Raw genomic sequence first — 18,208 nt, 5'->3', positions numbered from 1 at the left:
GGGGCTTTGACCGGTGTCAAAGACCCTGATGATCAATCTGAGAAAATGCGGTTCTGGAGGAGGACTAAAACCATGAAACACTTTATCGCCGCAGCCGCGTTTTCCACTGTTCTGGCGAGCCAAGGGCTTGCAGAAGAGATCATCACTATCCCCTTCGACGGCAGTTTTGATGATGCAACGTTCGCCGTCGAGTCCGCGATTGTGGGACAGGGGCTGGTCATCGACTATGTGAGCCATGTTGGGGAAATGCTGAATCGAACAGGCGCAGATGTTGGCAGCGACAAGCAGATATTTGCGGCCGCAGATATCTTCATTTTCTGCTCGGCAAAAATTTCGCGTGAGGTCATGGAAGCCGACCCAATGAATATTGGCTTTTGCCCTTACGGGATATTTGTGGCTGAAGACGACAGTGGCGTGATGGTTGGGTACCGAAGCTACCCTGACGGGCCAATGCAAAAGGTCCAGTCTCTGTTGTCAGGAATCGTCGAAGAAGCCGTTGGGAACTGAAATGAACTATCAGCAGTTTTTTCGAAATCAACTCGACCAGCTTCAGGAGGAAGGGAACTACCGGGTCTTTCCGGATCTCGAAAGGCAGCGTGGCTCGTTCCCAACAGCGCGTAGCTACGCGGAAAATGGTCCCGAGAAAGTCACTGTGTGGTGCTCAAATGATTATCTAGGGATGGGTCAGCACCCCGGTGTTATTGCAGCAATGCACAAGGTGATCGATGAGGTTGGTGCCGGGGCGGGAGGAACGCGGAATATCTCTGGAACCACCCACCAGCATGTTTTGCTGGAACGAGAACTTGCTGACTTGCACGGCAAGGACGCTGCGCTCCTGTTTACCTCCGGGTACGTCTCGAACTGGGCTGCCTTGGGAACCTTGGCGTCTCGCATACCTGGCATCACAGTCTTGTCTGATGAGTTGAACCATGCCTCGATGATCGAGGGCATTCGCCACAGTCGGTGTCAGAAGCGTATCTGGAAACACAACGACGTGGCGGACCTTGAAAGGCACCTTGCTGAACTGCCTGCCAACGCACCGAAGCTCATTGCGTTTGAGAGCGTCTATTCCATGGATGGCGATATTGCACCAATTGCCGAGATCTGTGATCTGGCCGATCGCTACGGCGCGATGACCTATTTGGATGAGGTTCACGCCGTAGGGCTTTATGGCCCGCGCGGAGGCGGCATAGCTGAGCGCGAAGGCCTGATGGAAAGGCTAACCGTCATCGAGGGGACATTGGGCAAAGCGTTCGGCGTAGTCGGTGGATACATCGCGGCGTCGAAACAGCTAGTCGATTTTGTTCGGTCGTTTGCCAGTGGGTTTATCTTCACCACTGCATTGCCTCCCGCCGTGGCCGCAGGAGCTGCCGCTTCGGTTCGGCACCTGAAGCAAAGCAATTCGGAACGACATTTGCACCAGCAGCGCGTGCGCGAGGTACGAGACAGGCTGGACGATCTGGGCATTCCGCATACGCCGAACCCAAGTCACATAATTCCGGTCATGGTCGGCGATCCGGTCAAGTGTCGCTTCATCTCTGACGTGCTGATGCGTGACTATGGGATTTACATCCAGCCGATCAACTATCCAACCGTGCCCAAGGGAACGGAACGTCTACGGATTACACCTTCGCCAGTGCATTCCACGGAAGACGTGGATCGACTGGTATCTGCCTTGGGTGAGTTGTGGACTCAATGCCAATTGGCGCGCAGGCCAATGGCTGCGCAGTGACAATGACAACTTGACCGAGGACATGGACGCGCAAGCAACGAAGTGAGAGTTTCTGTTGATGGAAAGGCTCATCGATTTGTTGGGAGACCCTGGCGCTTTGGCATTTGCCGGTGCGCTTGTCGGTATCTTGTTCGGCGTGACGGCCCAGAAGTCTCACTTTTGTTTGAGAGCGTCGACCATCGAAGTCGCCGAAGGCGAGCTTGGTCCACGCCTTGCGGTTTGGCTGATCGCCTTCACCGCTGCGCTCACCTTAGTACAGGCGTTTGTCGCGTTTGAGTGGTTAAACCTTTCTGAGACACGCGCGATTGCGTCGACGGGCAGCCTTAGCGGCGCAATAATTGGCGGGGCGATGTTCGGCGTTGGCATGGTTCTGGCGCGTGGGTGTGCATCTCGCCTGTTGGTATTGGCCTCCTGCGGTAACCTTCGCGCTCTGATTACAGGATTGGTTTTAACCTTAGTGGCTCAGGCGGCCTACACGGGCGTTCTTAGTCCCGCCCGCGAATTGCTTTCCGGGATCTGGACTGTCTCAGGAGGCGCCTCGAGAGATATCTCGGAAATACTTGGATTTTCGACAGTGGCTTATACAACCGTTGCAGCGTTGGGATTGGTGTCGGCAATTGCATTCGCATTCCACCGGAGAGTCGCGCTTAACAGGGTCGTTACAGCCGCAGGCGTTGGCGTGGCTGTGGCGCTTGGCTGGATGATGACCTTTGCGATCGCGCAAGCATCTTTTGACGTCGTGCCCGTGTCGTCAATCACATTTACCGGACCGGCCACGGATACACTAATGGCGTTGGTTGCCGAGAGGAACGTCGTGTTGTCCTTCGGTATCGGCCTCGTTCCAGGCGTAGCAATTGGTGCCGCAGGCGCGGCCTTAACTGCAGGGGAGTGGAAGATCGAACGTTTTGGCCCTGATACTCCGATGGAGCGCTACCTTGCTGGAGCTGTCCTCATGGGGTTTGGAGCGATGCTGGCCGGAGGTTGCGCCGTGGGAGCAGGGCTTTCCGGAGGGTCCGCCCTGTCATTGACGGCATGGCTTGCCGTTTTCTTCATGTGGGTTGGAGCGATCGGCACGCATAGGTTATTGAGGCGAACGCCAGTTCCTCAAACGTCCTGAGTCATTCGAATTCCATCTGCTCAAATACGCGCCCGGCATTTTTTGTCGCCAGTTCCTCAAACGTGTCCAAATGGGCATATGGTGACTGATCGACATAGTAAGCCTCAGCCAGATCGCCGCCAGCATCCATATGCTCTTGGATCTTGCCGCGCAGATAGATCAGGTAGTCGCGTGTATAGCGGCGCACCTGATCCATGTTTGTCGGATGACCGTGGCCGGGGATGACATATGTGGCTCCCAAAGCTTCGAACTCGTTGTCCCAAGTCTCAAGCCAATCCGCCGTGTAGGTCTCTTGAAAGATCGGCAGCATGCGCTCGTGAAACGCCATGTCACCCGCGATGACAAGGCCTTGGTTCGGCAGCCAAATCGAGATATCGCCGGGACTATGGGCCGGTCCGAGATATTTTGCCTCAATCCGGAAATCACCCATTTCAACTACGTATTCATCCTCGAATGTCTCGGTTGGGCCAGCCAGAAACGTTCTTTCCGCCTTGTCCTGATTGTAACGTTGCATTCCTTCAAGGATCTGAGGGCCGTATTCCTCGAATTCAGCCGCAGCATCCGAATGGGCGATAATTGGAACGCCGAGCTCTGACCAGTAGGCGTTGCCAAGCATCGCGTGCCCCTGGCCATTCTCGTTGAAGACAAGCTTAACCGGCTGATCCGTGATCGACTGAATTTCCTGGTGAAGCGCTTCAGCAAGCACATAGGCCGCGCCGCCGTTTATGACGATCACGCCCTCCCCGGTTACGATAAAACTGAGATTGTTGTTATGACCAGAGTTCTCGTAGGTCGGCGGGGCGGTTGCGCCAATGGCAGAGTAGACGCCGGGGACGTATTCGACCGGTTTGGAATACAGCACACTTTGCGGGTATTGGTCTGCAATATCCTCGCTTGCCCAAGCTGGTGTAGCCAGGGCCAAGATACTCGCCAGCGATCGCATCATTATGGTTCTCCAATGAACTTATAAGCAGAGCCAGTCTTCTCGACCCGGCCGATCCCACCATTTGGCAAGTGGAATCCAACTATCTTCATTTGCTCGTGGAAAATCTGATCCAGCAGTGAGTTCCGCGTTGCTGCGGCTGCCTGTTGATCCTGATCCGTGCCGCTGGGCCAGTCGGGGCGTTCAAAAGCTACGTGTGGATTTCCCAATGCGTCGCCCACAACCATCACGGATTCACTGCCGCTGCGAATTTCAAAAGCCATGTGGCCGGGTGTGTGTCCAAAGCTTGCGCGTGCGGCAATACCGGGAAGAATCTCTTGTCCGTCGTCAAAAAACGTGACCTGATCCTCAATTGCTGCCATACGCCGCTTCGCGCCTAAAGCGAACGCAGCGCGATCTTCTCCAATGGTATCCACCGTCGAGGGATTCCACCAGTAATCCCACTCATCGCGGCCAAAGTGATGCGTGGCGTTGGGGAAAAGAAGGTCATCGAAATCATCCAAAACGCCCCAGATGTGATCCGGGTGCGCATGGGTGAAGATCACGTGCGATATGTCTTCGGGCGACAGGTTGATAGTTTCAAGAGATTCCAGAAGCTTGCCAGATGTTGGCATGAAATCGGGTCCAGCTCCCACATCGAACAGCACCGTGTTTTGACCATCTCGATAAAGTGCCACATTGCACTCTGGCTCGTACTTGGTTGCGTCCACCTTGTAGCTGTCCAGAAGCTGCCTGAGTTCTTCCTTCGGCATGGCGCCGAAAACCATTTCCGGCGGCAATGACAGGTACCCGTCTGACATAGTTGCAATCCGAGCAGAGGAACCGAGTTGTAGCTCTGCCCAAGCGATTTTGGATTGAACACCAAGTGCCGCGAGACACGCGGCGTTGTGTAAGAAAGTACGTCGTGAAAATGAACTTTTACCCATACACAATCAATAAAATGAATGTTTTAATTTGTAAATGAAGAAAGATGGAGAACGATGGAGTTTCGCCAAGCGATCTGCAGGCTGGGCGCTACTTTGAAGAGCTTTTTGTTTCAACCCAAAGATGCCAAGTCACGGTTCCCGACCCCGGGCGTTGCCTGCATCATTGAATCCATACGACTCTGTTGCCAAGACACCCGATTAGATGGTGAAAGAACCCTTTTGAGAAAAAGCCGGGACTCTAACAGAGGTTTCGTCGTTGGCTGCTCTGGCGGTACCCTCTTTTCAAGCTTCAGACGCGCCTTGAGCGCCTATTCCAGTAGTTCTCTCAAACATATCCATTCTTCCTTGCCTCGCTTGAAACGCGGGTTCCTTCTAAGCAGGGCATTGTTTGATGTTACATGTTCGCACGAAAACTGAGGTACGTAGCTTTTGGACTCGAGAGTTTGGACGCTCAAGATGACGGTACTGTATAGGCGTTAGGGATCCCCGAAGCCTCAAGAAAATGCGCAATATCATCTTTCTATGTTCAGGCTGTTCGGATGGAAAACTAGGGAAATGGGTTCATTTGTGAATCTCGCAAAATGACTTTTTTTCTCCCTTGGGAGTTCACGAGCGAGATTGAATCGCGAATTGTTTCGGGCAATCGGCGCGAATTTCTTTGGGCTGCTACACGCAAAATTCCTCAATGATTTTGAGAAGCGACGTGAACGCGTTCGCGGCATGCTTGTAGTATCAGGGAAGATCTTCGGATAGCTATTTACTGCCCGAAGAGGACCTTCACTACTAAGCTTCATATACTCCGAGATGCGGAGAAAGCTGACTATCGTAACTTAGGGGTTGGCTAGCACAAATAAGGCTTCAATTGCTTGAGCGCTTCTGCCATTAGAACTTTAAAGCAGTTGCTCCAACGTGCGAGAGCTTTATGCTGGAACCATGGCCAAACGTACCCTGCTAATTCTCAATAGGAAGTCCGCAGCAAGACCCGATCTGCGTTCTGCTGTCCGCCCATTGGAAAAAGAGCTTGGCATTAGGGTGTGTATTCCTTGGTCAGGAAAAGACTTGAGGAAGACCCTTCGAGAAGCCGTAGGCGATGGGGTAACCAGGGTGATCGCGGGCGGTGGTGACGGCACTTTGAACTCGGTCGCGAGTGCTGTTTTGAAGTTGAAAACAAAGTCGCCTGTCTCGCTAGGTCTTGTTCCCTTGGGGACAGCAAATGATTTCGCAAGGTCGTATGGTGATAAGGGTTTGGACTTGGCAACATCTGTTCGAGTTGCTGCATCAGGAGACGCGCGACCTATCGATGTCGGATACATAAACGGCAGTCCGTTTGTAAATGTTGCAAGCGGCGGTTTTGGAGCGATGATCACTGCAACCACACCCAAGGAAATGAAGAAAAGACTGGGGGGCCTCGCGTACACTCTGTTTGGGCTTGCTCGTTTATCTGATGCAAAATCTGTTCCCGCAAAAATCTCAATTGATGATGAAGACCCGTACGACGTTTCCATTTCCGCTATCGCGATTGCGAACAGCCGCTATGCAGGTGGCGGTTTTGACGTGGCGCCTGAAGCGGAAGTGTCCGACGGGTTGCTCGATTTAAGCGTGCTTTCCGCAGAGCGTTTAATGCCAGAAAATCTGCCCTTTGGCAGACTGCCGGATATCTCGGATCCCAAGGATGGCGTTGTACAGCGCTCTCGTCTGAGATCTATGGTTTTGGAAACCTCCCAACCGTTTCATATGAATTTGGACGGCGAGCCGTTGATCGATCAACGCTTTGAGGTTTCAATTAAACCAAATGCGCTGAACTTCGTTTTCCCAAGCGGTAAGTAGTTCGGGTTTCTCTTTAAACTCAAACTTCGCACGCTGTTTCGAAATATGTGCGGGGCTGCTTCATACATTCGATAATATAGTTAGTTAAAAAGCCGCCATCCAGTCGGCGAACGTCTCTCGCTTAGCTGTTCACGGCGTCAGTGTTGTTTATTTTCCCATCACCGGACATCAGTATCGCGATTGGCTGGGTAGATGGGATATTCGATAGTACAATCATTATGCACACGGTGATAGGGACGCTCATCAACGCTCCGGCAATGCCCCAGATCGCAGTCCAAAACGTGAGCGCCAAAATGACCATGAATGGCGACAAATTCAGGCTTTTCCCAAGTAGCATTGGCTCCAGGATATTGCCGACAGAGAATTGAACAGCGCCACAACCAATTAGAACAACAAGAAAGGGCACGACTTCTTCAAACTGTACCAGTGCGACAATAGAAGGAAGCGCGACGCCCACGATGGAGCCGACTGTCGGGATAAAATTCAACAAAAACGCAAGAACTGCCCAGGTTTCAGAGAAGTCCAGGCCGACGGATGCCATCACGGCATAGCTGCCCAAGCCAGTCAGTGCACTCACCAGCGTTTTGATGCCAACATATCTTTGAACGCTGTCCGACGTGCTCTCAAGAACGCGACGAACTTTTTCAGCGGCTTCTCTGTCTTTGATTGCGAGTTTGATTTTGGCGCGCATTGGAACACGTTCGACCAACATGAATGGCACATAGAGCAGCACCAAGAAAAAAGCGCTTAGGAATGCCCCAGCAGAGCCGATCACTCCTGTCGCGAGCCCAGCCAGGTTGATCTGCTCCAAAGCTTTGATCGCGGCTGCATAGTTGTCTTGCCCAACCAGTGACACCAGCTTTGCGACTATGCTGGAAAACCGTTCCTCATAGCGCGGAAACGCTTCCGAAACCTGGCCGGCTTGACTGGATAGTATCGACAACACAAGCGAGAGGCCGATTAACACAATTGAAATTGCGGCCAAATGCGCAAGCCACTTCGGGACGGTGCTGCCAAATATCTTGAATCTGCCAATGCGATCCGCAGTCGCGGTGAGAAGAACAAACAGGAGGGCCGCAAAAGACAGGGGAACCAGCACAGAGGAGGCGAGGACTAACGAAGCTATGGTCAAGAACACAAGGACGACCAACTGATACCACAACGTGAGTCCCAAGAAAGCTGATGAAGGATCTTGATGATGCATACCCTTTTTCATTTGTAGGCCCCCTACAGGACTGAGTGTTGTCCAGCCGCTTTCTGCAATGATAGTGTATTAGCTCGCCTTGATCGTGACTTGGCAAGTGGCTCAGGTACTTCTCTCTAGCTCGAATAGCTGAGATTTTCAGATGGTGGTCCTCATTTCGTTGCCTTGAACTGGCCGTTGATCAGAAACCTTAGGCTGCAAGATTATCAGAAATAGTCTTGTCTCAGCCTCCTTTTGAGATCGGATGTCGGGTGGGTTGCTTTTGGCTCGGTTCTGTCATCTGAGCACTTTTGCCGGATGTTCACAAAGCGACTGAAACCGGATTCGCAATACCAGTCAGTACCTTGGCAGCGTCTGTATTGACGTCCCGCTGACCGCTTGTGCAGGAATCCGGCAGAAAGTCACGAACTCGCGCAGCAGCTTTCCGCTGTCGACATCGTACGCCGGTCCTACAACGACGCCGGCATTCTCGCGGTTTCACCTAAGATGGTGCAGCGTGGCTTCGACTTTACGACCGTCGCTAACGCGTGCACAGCCTTGTCGAAAAAGACGGCTTCCATTTTTTCGTTTTCTAAGCGCTTGGAGTGGATGGACCCGACAAGGGCGAATTCGGGCAAAATACGTTGCTCGTGCATTGAGACATTCATTGGGAGGTCTCGATTGTACGAAAGCAAAACAGAAAGGGCACTCAGCATCACGCGTGAGTGTGCCCGTTAATGTTGGTGTTCCTGAATTTGGATCGCCAGGAACAGGCGTTAGACCCGGGTCTCTTTCATAAAATCTCCTTTGTGCGAGGCGCTCTGCCTCAAACGTTTGGCGAACGTAGGCGTTCAACCGAGATCGGTCAAATTCTCAAAGATTTCAATGCCTCATTTTGAACGGTCGTGCGCACCGCCGATCGCACGCGCCAGTACCCAATCAATACCTCGTAAAAAGTCATCGATTGTTAACGGGTTGTTTTTCCCGCTTGACGCGGAGAGGATAAAGCCATGCGTATAGTCGATGAGAAGATGCAAAAGCACATCGTTTTCGTCACCATCGTCAATTTCCCGCGTGCATGCCCGCAGCTTATCTGTGACGTCCAAGAGATCTTTGCTGATGAGTGTGACGTCTTCCAGAACTGCGCGCAGTAGGTTGGCATTCGGCAAGGCCCGAAGATAGTAGGCACTTAGTATGCTACGCGCTTTTGCGCTGGCTCTTTTTTCAAAGGTGGCCTGAAGCGTATTCGCAAAGGCCAGTTCAACCAGGTCAGCCAGTAGCTTTCGCTTGCTGCCAGAATGGTAAGTAACCGCCATCGGCGTGACCTTTAGCTTATCCGCCAGTAACCGAAACGAAAGCGCATCAGCTCCCTGCTTTTGAACAATTGGCAGGGCTGTTTGCAGGATAAGCTGTTTCGATAGACGTTCCTTGGACTTTTTTGGTCGCCCGACAGTTGGTGCTTTGGTCATATACTTTTCACTTCGTAAACCAGATCGACCATACCCGATGGAAAAGGTGTGGCAGAGATCAGTTCAAGATCAATATCGCCATCCGTTTCACCGAAAATGCGAATGCCATCACCTAGTAGAATAGGAACCAACGTAATCTTCATGTCTTGTACAAATCCGGCCTGCAGGAACGACCGAATGATCGCGCCGCCATCGACATAAACGCGGTTGTAACCGCGCTCGCGAAAGATTCCCCATAACTCTTCGGGGCTGGCAGTGGAGAACTCAATTTTGTCGTGTAGATTTTCAGGTAGGTCCTGTTTCGTCATGGAGCGGCTGAGTACCACAACGGGTTTCGCATATGGCCATTGACCAAATCCAAGGACTGTTCGCAGTGATCCGGTCCCCATAACAAGAGCATCTACGCTGTTCATAAACTCGATGAACCCGTGGTCTTCGTTTTCAGCGGGCTGTTTATTCAGCCAATCGAGCGAATGGTCTTTTCTTGCAACGAAACCGTCGAGGCTCATGGCCATCATGATGTGCCCGCTTGGCATTGTGTCCTCTTTCTCTCTAAATTATATAGCGTATAAATATTTAAACAAAAACCTGCAACTTGATCAGTCAAGATGCGACGCTCTAACGAAGAAAGGGGACATTTGCCTATTCAGTAACCCAAGTGAATTGGGTTCGGCGGGGAAATCCCGACGTTCCAAGAGTGACCGGTTTGTGCAAAAAGCCGCTTTAATGCACGATTTTATATTGCTGGCGCAGCATTTGTACGCGATCGCATCACGGCCATCGCCGCATCAAAGCGAGTGTCAGCGGGGCGACCTAGAGAACGTCGAATTAACCCGGGTTCGAAGCTCTCTCTAGCCGCGATCAGACTTTGAGGCCCGGTGAAGACCTGAACTCAAAATGGTTAGCGACTGATCTGAGCCATTGTATCCTGCACCGCATAGTATCTTTGTGCGTTGGGAGGATGCGTCCCTAGAAAACGATCACCGGGATCAGGAACGCGCGCAAAGTAAAGCGCACCATTGAGTGGATCATAGCCAGCTTTGTAGGCTATTACCGTGCCTAGTCGATCAGCTTCCAATTCAAAGTTTTTTGAATAGCTGCGACTGCCCACAAAGGCTCCGAGATCTTGTGCTGCGGCAATGTCATTCGGCCCAGTCCCCGCAATTGTTGCCAGACCTGCCAAAAGTACCGCACCAGCCGCTGCATTTTGGGCCTGTTGGGCCAAATGCCCTTGAATGTGGTGAGCGGCTTCATGCGCCATAACAAATGCAAGCTCATCGGCATTGTTCACATCTCTTGTCAACGCTTGGGTCATTGTTATGATAGGGCGTCCTGACTTGCTTAAACTCTGATATGCGTTTGAGTGCGCATTTTTGTTTGGATCGATACGGATCAAAAAATCGCAATTAACGCCCCTAGTTTGGCGGCGACACTCGTTTTCAGCAACGGGCTCAATTCGAGAAGCAACCTGCTGAAATCTAGCTTGTGCCTGTTGTGAATTGACCTGGGCACTCGTGCGACCGGGATTTGGGATGGATACCGATGGCGGAGGCACGGTCGAAACGCATCCCGCCAACAAAAATGCAAGCAATACCGAGGCAATCCGCTTCATACCTAAGCCTTCCTACCTTTTGGGAGATCCTAAATTGAGCCCTCAGGCGTCGATAAACCAACACCGATACCCGAATCTTAGGGCCTGCAAAAATTGATATTCAATAACAGAGGAGGTTTGCTGTAGCAGCACCCGATTCCGATGCGACCAAAATGGTAGGCAACGCAAATGGCCTTGAATCAAAGGACCGCGGCTGCCCCTCGGGTACTAAATTATTCCATCTATTGGTATCTTTCGCTCACTTTATCGTAGCTATCTTAACTGGATAGAAAAATGCACTAATCAGAAGAGGCAGCTCAGTCACGGATGCTGTCCAGAAAGAAACTCTGTGACTTCTATCGTATGCCCTCTAAACTCCGGTCTTGTGTGTTTCATTAGTTTGCGTGGGGGGCACGAACGCAGGTGGGTGGAAAGAAGGCATCAACAGAGACTGCTGACTCAGCGTCGTCATCTGCGCAAAGCTCTGGGCTCAGCGCGGATGATCAGCAGGCTCGGTTCGAAGCCACCGCGCGGGTTATGCAAGCGATCTCCGAGACCAAGGATGACATCCAGCCAGTATGCGACCTGATTGTAACTCTGGCAAAGGATCTGTGTGATGCCTTTTTTGCCGGTCTGGTGCTCGGGCAAGAAGGGGATGTTCGTCAGCATTTGGTTGCTAGCGTCAATTTACACCCGGATATTCAACAGCTCTGGCTCGACGGCAAATACACGATGGAGCCAGGCAACTCCATTGTGACTGATACTATTCTCAGCGGTGAGACAAAACGTGTTGTCGACATGGGCGACACCGATTTCCATAAATCGGGAGATGAGCGCTTTAAGCTCATTGTCGACACGCATGGGTGCAGGAGCAATCTCTTTGTTCCATTGAAAGTGGGTGGCAGCGCAATCGGATGCCTGATGTTGGCACGGGATGAGGTGCGACCTTATTCCGACGATCAGGTCCAGCTGGTTGAAACTTTCGCCGCACAAGCGGTCATTGCAATCGAAAATGTTCGACAGTTTAGCGAGTTGCAGGTGCGTCTGGCGCGTGAAGGTGCCACGCGTGATGTTCTGGAGACGATCAGTCGGTCTCGGGATGATGAAGCGCCGGTATTTCAGACGATCTTGGAAAACACGGCCCGGCTTTGCGAAACAGATGTAGCCACGTTGAGCCTGCTAAATGAGGCAGGAACGCATTTGGAATACGCCGCCCATTTTGGTGATCAATTGGCTACATACAAGGTCGGCGTGGATCGCTGGTCTCTGGACTCAAATTTACAAATTGCCGAGTCCGTGCGGGAAGCGCGCGTCATTCACAATGTCGATTTGCGCGAGACAGACCACTACATCAACGGGGATCCTTGGCGCCGGCAACTGGTTGATGAGGAAGGTGTTCGTTCGTTTCTGACGGTTCCTTTGATGTCAGCAAATGGTGACCCTGTAGGTGTCATCGGGATCTACCGGCGCGAAGTGCGACCCTTTTCCGATGACGAGATTTCTTTGGTCGAGAGCTTTGCCGCGCAAGCCGTCATTGCCCTCGACAACACTCGTCAAATGACAGAGCTGCAAATGCAGTTGGAGCGACAAACCGCGACGCAAGAAGTTTTGAGCGTCATCAGCAAGAGCCGCGACAACGATGCACGTGTCTTCGAAGCGGTGCTTCAGCAGGCCACAGAGGTTTGTGGGGCAGATCAGTCCGCGCTGCTTTTGGTCAACGCCGTTGGAACCCATATTCGATTGGCAGCAGCATGGGGCCATGACAGAACCGAAGTTGAATTGGGCGAGGAATGGTCTCTTGATAGCTCAATCACGGCAGCTGCAGCGATCCGAACTGGCAAAGTTGTTCGCGTCGAGGATATGGCTGACACCGATTTCTACCGCTCTGGCGATGCCACCGCACATCAAATTGTCGACGTCGAAGGTATCAGGTCGCGCGTTGTCGTCCCTTTGATGCAAGGCGGGCAAGCGATTGGTGCTATTGCGGTTAGCCGCCGCGAAGTGCGCCCGTTTTCCAATCCAGATGTGCAATTCATCGAAGAGTTTGCCAATCATGCCGTCATTGCCATCGAGAACACGCGCCAATTTCGAGAGGTTCAGGAACGACTGGAACGCGAAAAAGCATCGCGAGAAATCCTCGAAGTCATCAGCCGGAGCCGCGACGATGAAAGGCCTGTATTCCAAAGCATTCTCGAAAACTCCAGCCGTTTGTGCAAAGCCCCGCTGGCGTTTTTATGTGTTGCTGATAACGACCGCGGGCTCGCAACAATCCCGGCCAATATCGGCGCAAGAACCGACTTTGACGAAGCGCTCAAAAACTTTGTCGAGCCGCTAACACGCACGGAATTAATTGCGATCAAACCAATGATCGATGGCGAGGTCATTCGACAGGACGATATCGCGGACGATCCCCTGTACTTCCGGGATCGTGACCCGAAACGGGTTCAGATGGTTGAGATTGAAGGAGCCCGCTCGGTTCTGGCAGTTCCTTTAATGAAGGATGGCCTGGGGCTCGGTGTAATTGTCCTCTACCGCCGTGAAGTTGCACCTTTCTCAGACGACGATGTCGCTTTGGTTCAAACTTTTGCAGCTCAAGCCGTGATCGCAATGGAGAACGTCCGACAGTTCCGCGAAGTTCAGGATCGCACAGCGGAAGTTACGCAGGCGTTGGAATACCAAACCTCTACATCCGAAGTGCTGCGGGTGATTTCGGCATCACCAAATGAGTTGGCTCCTGTTCTCGACGCTATCCTCAAAGAAGCGTCTCGCATCTGCGAACTGCAGGATGCCTATGTTGCGATGTTGAACCCCGACGATCAGCTTTTTCATGTTCATGCGATACTCACGCAGGACACGACCTTTGCGGAATATGTCAAAGCGCATCCTATTTCGCCTGATGAAAGCGGAGTAAGCGGGCGTGCCATTCTGTCGAAACGCACTGTCTATATCGAAGATATTGAAACCGAGACCTCTTATACTTGGATAAAAGACAGCGGCGTCGGGGAATATCGGTCCGTGCTCGGGGTCCCATTGGTTAAGAATGGCGAGGTCGTGGGTGTAATTTCGGTCGGATCAACCGAGGTTTCGGGATTTTCCACCAAACAGATTCAGCTGTTAGAAACCTTTGCCGACCAAGCGACTATCGCCATTACGAATGCCAACTTGTTCCGGGAAGTGGAGGAACGCACTGCTGAAGTCGTGCAGTCACTAGAATACCAGACTGCCACGTCAGAGGTTTTAGATGTCATCTCTCGCTCGCCCAACGATCTTCCACGAGTGCTGGATGCAATCCTGGAAGTTTCCTCACGTATCTGCGACCCAGAATATGCATTCTTCGCAATGCGGGATGCTGACGATGGGTTGTACCGTGTGGCCATGTCCCACAACGTGAGCGATGCGTTTCTTAACTATTTGTCAGACAACCCTATTGCCCCAGAGGAAGGCTCGTGCATCGGCCGCACGGCTCTTCACGGCAAGACTGTTTACATAAAAGATACGAGTAAGGATCCAACTTACACATGGAAGGTGGCGGCGGAGATCGGTGATTACCTCACCACCCTCGGCGTTCCCTTAGTCAGCGACGGCGTGACCGTTGGTGTTATCGTCATGGCCCACCGGAAGCCCGGCGCGTTTAGTGAAAAACAGGTCAACCTGTTAGAGACATTCGCATCCCAGGCTGTGATAGCCATAAACAACACCCGGTTGTTCAGAGAAGTGCAGGCACGCACCGTGGAAGTTGAAGAAGCACTCGACTATCAAACAGCCACGTCTGAGGTACTGGGAGTTATCTCACGCTCGCCAAATGAACTTGATCCAGTTCTCAAAGCTATTTTGCAGGTGGCGGTTCGCATCTGCAAACCCGAAGCGTCTTACGTCGCACTTCTAAACGAAGAAACCGGAATTTATGACGTTGCTGCGACCCACAATTCCGCCGCGGCACACAACGACATTATTAACCGTCAGGTGTTTGTACCAGACAAGGGCACAACCACGGGACGCGTCGCGCTAACAGGCAAAACGGTGTACATTGAAGATTTTGAACACGACCCGGATTATGCCTGGAAAGAAGAAGCACTGGGTGCCGGATTTCGTTCAGCTTTAGGGGTTCCGCTGGTCAAGGATGGGGTCACGCTCGGCGTGATTTCACTTGCTCATTCGAAAATTGGGGCGTTCTCGGACAAGCAGATAGCCTTAGTTGAAACATTCGCCTCGCAAGCGGTAATTGCACTTGGAAATGCGCACCTATTCGACGAGGTGACAGCCCGAACGGCGGAAGTTGAGGAATCGTTAGAGTATCAAAAAGCCACAAACGAAGTACTCGAAGTTATTTCTCGGTCTCCCGACGCATTGGAGCCTGTACTGGAAGCATTGCTGGCCGTTTCATCCCGCATTTGCCGCCTACAGGATGCCTTTGTGGCACTTAAGACACCCGAAGACGGGAAGTACCATTATTTTGCCGGACACAATGTATCAGCCAAATTCGCGGATTTTTTAAAGGCACATCCTTTTGAACCCGGGGAAACGTCGGCCACAGCGCGTGCGCTTCTACATGGAAGGGCTGACTATGTTGAGGACACTCAAGCCGACACCAATTATGATCCGCTGCTCAAGTTTAATCTCGAAGGCTATCGATCTGTTCTTTCCGTGCCACTGATCCGTGATGGTGACACAATTGGTGTTATCAGCATGGGGAGCCGAACAGCGGCCGCTTTTGACGAAAAACAAATCAAGCAAATGGAGACCTTCGCGTCCCAGGCAATAATCGCAATTCAGAACTCGCAACTCTTCAACGAAACGCAGACCGCACTCGCGCGCCAAACCGCAAGCGCGGACGTCTTAAGAGTAATCTCTGAATCCCCAACAGATACCAAGCCGGTTTTTGAAAAGATTGTCGGACTGGCGACGACCCTCATAGATTGCGACCTGTCGATTGCCATTCAGGCGAACAAGACTGAACTTTGGCAAATCGCCGCCGCGACACCCGATGGCGTCGAAGAAATCACTTGGACCGAGCGCCTGCCAATTGATCCCGAAGACAATTTGCCCTCTAAGGCAATCAAGAACGGCAAGACCTTGCATTTGCCCGAATGGCGGTACGATGAGCTACCCCCACGCGATCAAGAAATCATCCGCCGGAAAGGGTTCAAGTCTTCGCTGACAGTGCCTCTGATGCGCGGGACGGAATGTTTCGGTGCCTTGGTGTTCATCCGAAAAACGGCCAAAGTTTTCAGCGAAGATGAGGTCGCCATTGCCGAGTCCTTCGCCGATCAGGCCATCATCGCGCTGGAAAACGTTCGCCTGTTTAATGAAACGCAAGCTTCCCTGGCACGTCAGACTGCGAGTGCGGACGTTCTACGGGTGATCAGCCAGTCTCCTGACGACATCAAGCCAGTCTTCGAAGCAATCGCAGAAGCAGGTGTGCGGTTGGTTTCCTCTGATATGGTTGCGGCCATGACCGCTCAAGGTAACACGTTCGAGGTGCTCGCGCGGGTGAGTGCAGACGGTGTTGCCACCCTTGAAGGAAACCAGAGTTTCCCTATCGACCCGGATCCGATGTCCAGTTTTCCCGCTCAGGTTCTTCATGAGAAGAAGATGCTCCACCTTCCGGATTGGGATACGCTCGAACTCTCGCCGTTCGAGCAGATTACGTATGATCGTCATGGCGTTCGCGCGGCCCTGTTGCTGCCACTAATAAAAGGCAAGGCGTGTCTGGGTGTGTTGGTGTTCGCTCGGAAAACAGCTGGCGCCTTTACCAAAGATGAGATCGACCTCGCCTACTCGTTTGCAGACCAGGCGGTAATTGCCATCGAGAATGTTCGTCTATTCCGCGAGGCCGAAGAGGCGCGAAAAGTTGCTGAGGAAGCAAACGAAGCAAAAAGCGCCTTCCTGGCGACGATGTCCCACGAAATTCGAACGCCAATGAATGCCGTTATCGGGATGAGCGGGCTGTTGATGGACACAGAGTTGGATGCAGAACAAAGCGACTATGCCAATACGATCCGCGATAGCGGCGATGCGCTTTTGGGAATCATCAACGAGATCCTAGACTTCTCGAAAATTGAGGCCGGACAGATGGATATCGAAAACCATCCGTTTGACCTGCGCGAGTGCGTAGAAAGCGCGCTCGATTTAATCAGCGGCAAGGCTGCCGAGAAACAACTCGATTTGGCCTATGAGTTCGATGACGCGCTACCGCTGGCGATTAGCGCCGATCTAACGAGATTGCGGCAGATTCTGCTAAACCTTCTTTCCAACGCAGTGAAGTTTACCGAAAGCGGCGAAGTAGTTCTGTCTGTTGAGCAATCTGCCAAGGTACAGGGAGTGCTCGAACTGACGTTTAAAGTCCGAGACACCGGAATCGGCCTGTCCAAGAAAGGCATGAGTCGATTGTTTCAGTCTTTCAGTCAGGCGGATAGTTCAACGACCAGAAAATATGGCGGGACTGGTTTGGGTCTTGCGATCTCGAAACGTCTTGCGGAACTCATGGGCGGGACCATGTGGGCTGAAAGCGATGGCGAGGGGAGCGGTTCCACTTTTATTTTCAAGATCCAGGCAAAACCTGCAAAGCCGGTTAAGTCGTCTTCACGCAATCTCGTCGGCGTTCAGCCTGAACTCGAAGGCAAACGAATTTTGATGGTGGACGACAATGCCACCAATCGTAAAATCCTGTCTCTTCAAACCGAGAAATGGGGCACGCAGACCACGACTAGTGAGACTCCGTTGGAGGCGCTGAGGATACTAGAAGAAGGCGTCGAGTTCGATTTGGCCATTCTCGACATGCATATGCCCGAAATGGATGGAGAAGAGCTTGCCAAAAAAGTTCGCGCCAAGAAGCCGGGTTTGCCACTCATCCTTTTCAGTTCACTTGGTCCGCGAGATATAGACTTGGAAGATGGGCTCTTCGCCGCCAACCTCGCCAAACCTTTGCGCCAATCCCACCTGTTCGACACCCTGGTCACACTGTTCGCGACTGAAAAGGTGCGAGTAAAGCCGTCCGAACCACAGGACAAACCTCAAACAGATCCGGATATGGCGACGCGACATCCGCTGCGCATTTTGCTGGCTGAGGATAATTTGGTGAACCAGAAACTTGCACTCCGACTGCTCGAGCAGATGGGCTATCGCGCGGATTTGGCCAGCAACGGTGCTGAGGCGGTCGAAAGCGTCAACCGGCAAACATACGATGTCGTTTTCATGGATGTGCAAATGCCCGAGATGGATGGTCTTGAAGCTTCTCGCCGTATCAACAAAGCGCATTCGGATGGAAGTCGCCCTCGCATAATCGCGATGACCGCGAACGCAATGCAGGGGGACCGTGAGATGTGCCTGGATGCAGGGATGGACGACTATATCACCAAACCAATCCGCGTACCTGTCCTAATTGAAGCCCTGTTAAATTCCCCAAGAATAAGAAGGTGAT

The 18,208-nt window shown here is 52.3% G+C and carries 11 protein-coding genes; 5 read left to right on the top strand and 6 right to left on the bottom strand.

Features of this window, described 5'->3' with window-relative positions:
* The first annotated feature begins 72 nt into the window (after positions 1–72).
* From ACR0NO_RS16750 to ACR0NO_RS16740, 3 genes are read left to right on the top strand one after another with little or no spacing between them, the layout of a single operon-like run.
* On the top strand, positions 73–507 hold the full coding sequence (locus tag ACR0NO_RS16750) for a DUF302 domain-containing protein (RefSeq protein WP_425085469.1): 435 nt from the start codon (positions 73–75) through the stop codon (positions 505–507).
* 1 nt (position 508) lies between these two features.
* Positions 509–1,732 carry a 5-aminolevulinate synthase gene (hemA, locus tag ACR0NO_RS16745; protein ID WP_480724789.1) on the top strand — a complete coding sequence of 408 codons (1,224 nt, stop codon included), beginning with the start codon at positions 509–511 and terminating at the stop codon, positions 1,730–1,732.
* A 58-nt stretch (positions 1,733–1,790) separates the two neighbouring features.
* Positions 1,791–2,849, top strand: coding sequence for a YeeE/YedE family protein (locus ACR0NO_RS16740; RefSeq protein ID WP_480724788.1), 1,059 nt, complete (start codon positions 1,791–1,793; stop codon positions 2,847–2,849).
* Position 2,850: 1 nt separating this feature from the next.
* On the opposite strand, the gene ACR0NO_RS16735 is transcribed toward ACR0NO_RS16740, so the two are convergent.
* Together ACR0NO_RS16735 and ACR0NO_RS16730 are read right to left on the bottom strand one after the other, a co-directional pair.
* Complete coding sequence (locus tag ACR0NO_RS16735) at positions 2,851–3,792, bottom strand: MBL fold metallo-hydrolase (protein WP_480724852.1); 942 nt, start codon at positions 3,790–3,792, stop codon at positions 2,851–2,853.
* A 2-nt stretch (positions 3,793–3,794) separates the two neighbouring features.
* The gene (locus ACR0NO_RS16730; RefSeq protein WP_480724787.1) at positions 3,795–4,718 is read right to left on the bottom strand and encodes an MBL fold metallo-hydrolase; all 924 of its coding nucleotides are present in this window, start codon (positions 4,716–4,718) and stop codon (positions 3,795–3,797) included.
* A gap of 933 nt (positions 4,719–5,651) precedes the next feature.
* Here ACR0NO_RS16730 and ACR0NO_RS16725 point away from each other — a divergent pair.
* Positions 5,652–6,545: a YegS/Rv2252/BmrU family lipid kinase gene (locus ACR0NO_RS16725; protein WP_480724786.1), complete on the top strand. Its 894-nt coding sequence runs from the start codon at positions 5,652–5,654 to the stop codon at positions 6,543–6,545.
* A 121-nt stretch (positions 6,546–6,666) separates the two neighbouring features.
* On the opposite strand, the gene ACR0NO_RS16720 is transcribed toward ACR0NO_RS16725, so the two are convergent.
* The 4 genes from ACR0NO_RS16720 to ACR0NO_RS16705 all read right to left on the bottom strand — a co-directional run bounded on the left by ACR0NO_RS16720 (position 6,667) and on the right by ACR0NO_RS16705 (position 10,809).
* Positions 6,667–7,761: an AI-2E family transporter gene (locus ACR0NO_RS16720; protein WP_480724785.1), complete on the bottom strand. Its 1,095-nt coding sequence runs from the start codon at positions 7,759–7,761 to the stop codon at positions 6,667–6,669.
* A gap of 857 nt (positions 7,762–8,618) precedes the next feature.
* Entirely contained in the window at positions 8,619–9,197 is a 579-nt protein-coding gene (locus ACR0NO_RS16715) for a TetR family transcriptional regulator (RefSeq protein ID WP_170679118.1), read from the bottom strand.
* Positions 9,194–9,706, bottom strand: coding sequence for a dihydrofolate reductase family protein (locus ACR0NO_RS16710; RefSeq protein ID WP_480724784.1), 513 nt, complete (start codon positions 9,704–9,706; stop codon positions 9,194–9,196). Before ACR0NO_RS16710 ends, ACR0NO_RS16715 begins: the two co-directional genes overlap by 4 nt.
* A 392-nt stretch (positions 9,707–10,098) precedes the next feature.
* A complete protein-coding gene (locus ACR0NO_RS16705; RefSeq protein ID WP_480724783.1) occupies positions 10,099–10,809 on the bottom strand; it encodes a M48 family metalloprotease in 711 nt (236 codons plus the stop codon).
* A gap of 516 nt (positions 10,810–11,325) precedes the next feature.
* On the opposite strand from ACR0NO_RS16705, the gene ACR0NO_RS16700 reads away from it, so the two are divergent.
* A complete protein-coding gene (locus tag ACR0NO_RS16700) occupies positions 11,326–18,207 on the top strand; it encodes a GAF domain-containing protein (RefSeq protein ID WP_480724782.1) in 6,882 nt (2,293 codons plus the stop codon).
* The last annotated feature ends 1 nt before the right edge of the window (position 18,208 follow it).

It is taken from the genome of Ruegeria sp. CL3, assembly GCF_056536505.1.
This window is presented reverse-complemented; position numbering and strand designations above follow the sequence as displayed.

Bases quoted from the DNA above. Each gene is read 5' to 3' on its own strand.
- ACR0NO_RS16735 (WP_480724852.1), bottom strand. From the start codon at position 3,792: ATGCGATCGCTGGCGAGTATCTTGGCCCTGGCTACACCAGCTTGGGCA.
- ACR0NO_RS16715 (WP_170679118.1), bottom strand. From the start codon at position 9,197: ATGACCAAAGCACCAACTGTCGGGCGACCAAAAAAGTCCAAGGAACGT.
- ACR0NO_RS16705 (WP_480724783.1), bottom strand. From the start codon at position 10,809: ATGAAGCGGATTGCCTCGGTATTGCTTGCATTTTTGTTGGCGGGATGC.
- ACR0NO_RS16730 (WP_480724787.1), bottom strand. From the start codon at position 4,718: ATGGGTAAAAGTTCATTTTCACGACGTACTTTCTTACACAACGCCGCG.
- ACR0NO_RS16725 (WP_480724786.1), top strand. From the start codon at position 5,652: ATGGCCAAACGTACCCTGCTAATTCTCAATAGGAAGTCCGCAGCAAGA.
- ACR0NO_RS16700 (WP_480724782.1), top strand. From the start codon at position 11,326: ATGCAAGCGATCTCCGAGACCAAGGATGACATCCAGCCAGTATGCGAC.
- ACR0NO_RS16750 (WP_425085469.1), top strand. From the start codon at position 73: ATGAAACACTTTATCGCCGCAGCCGCGTTTTCCACTGTTCTGGCGAGC.
- hemA (WP_480724789.1), top strand. From the start codon at position 509: ATGAACTATCAGCAGTTTTTTCGAAATCAACTCGACCAGCTTCAGGAG.
- ACR0NO_RS16720 (WP_480724785.1), bottom strand. From the start codon at position 7,761: ATGAAAAAGGGTATGCATCATCAAGATCCTTCATCAGCTTTCTTGGGA.
- ACR0NO_RS16740 (WP_480724788.1), top strand. From the start codon at position 1,791: ATGGAAAGGCTCATCGATTTGTTGGGAGACCCTGGCGCTTTGGCATTT.
- ACR0NO_RS16710 (WP_480724784.1), bottom strand. From the start codon at position 9,706: ATGAGCCTCGACGGTTTCGTTGCAAGAAAAGACCATTCGCTCGATTGG.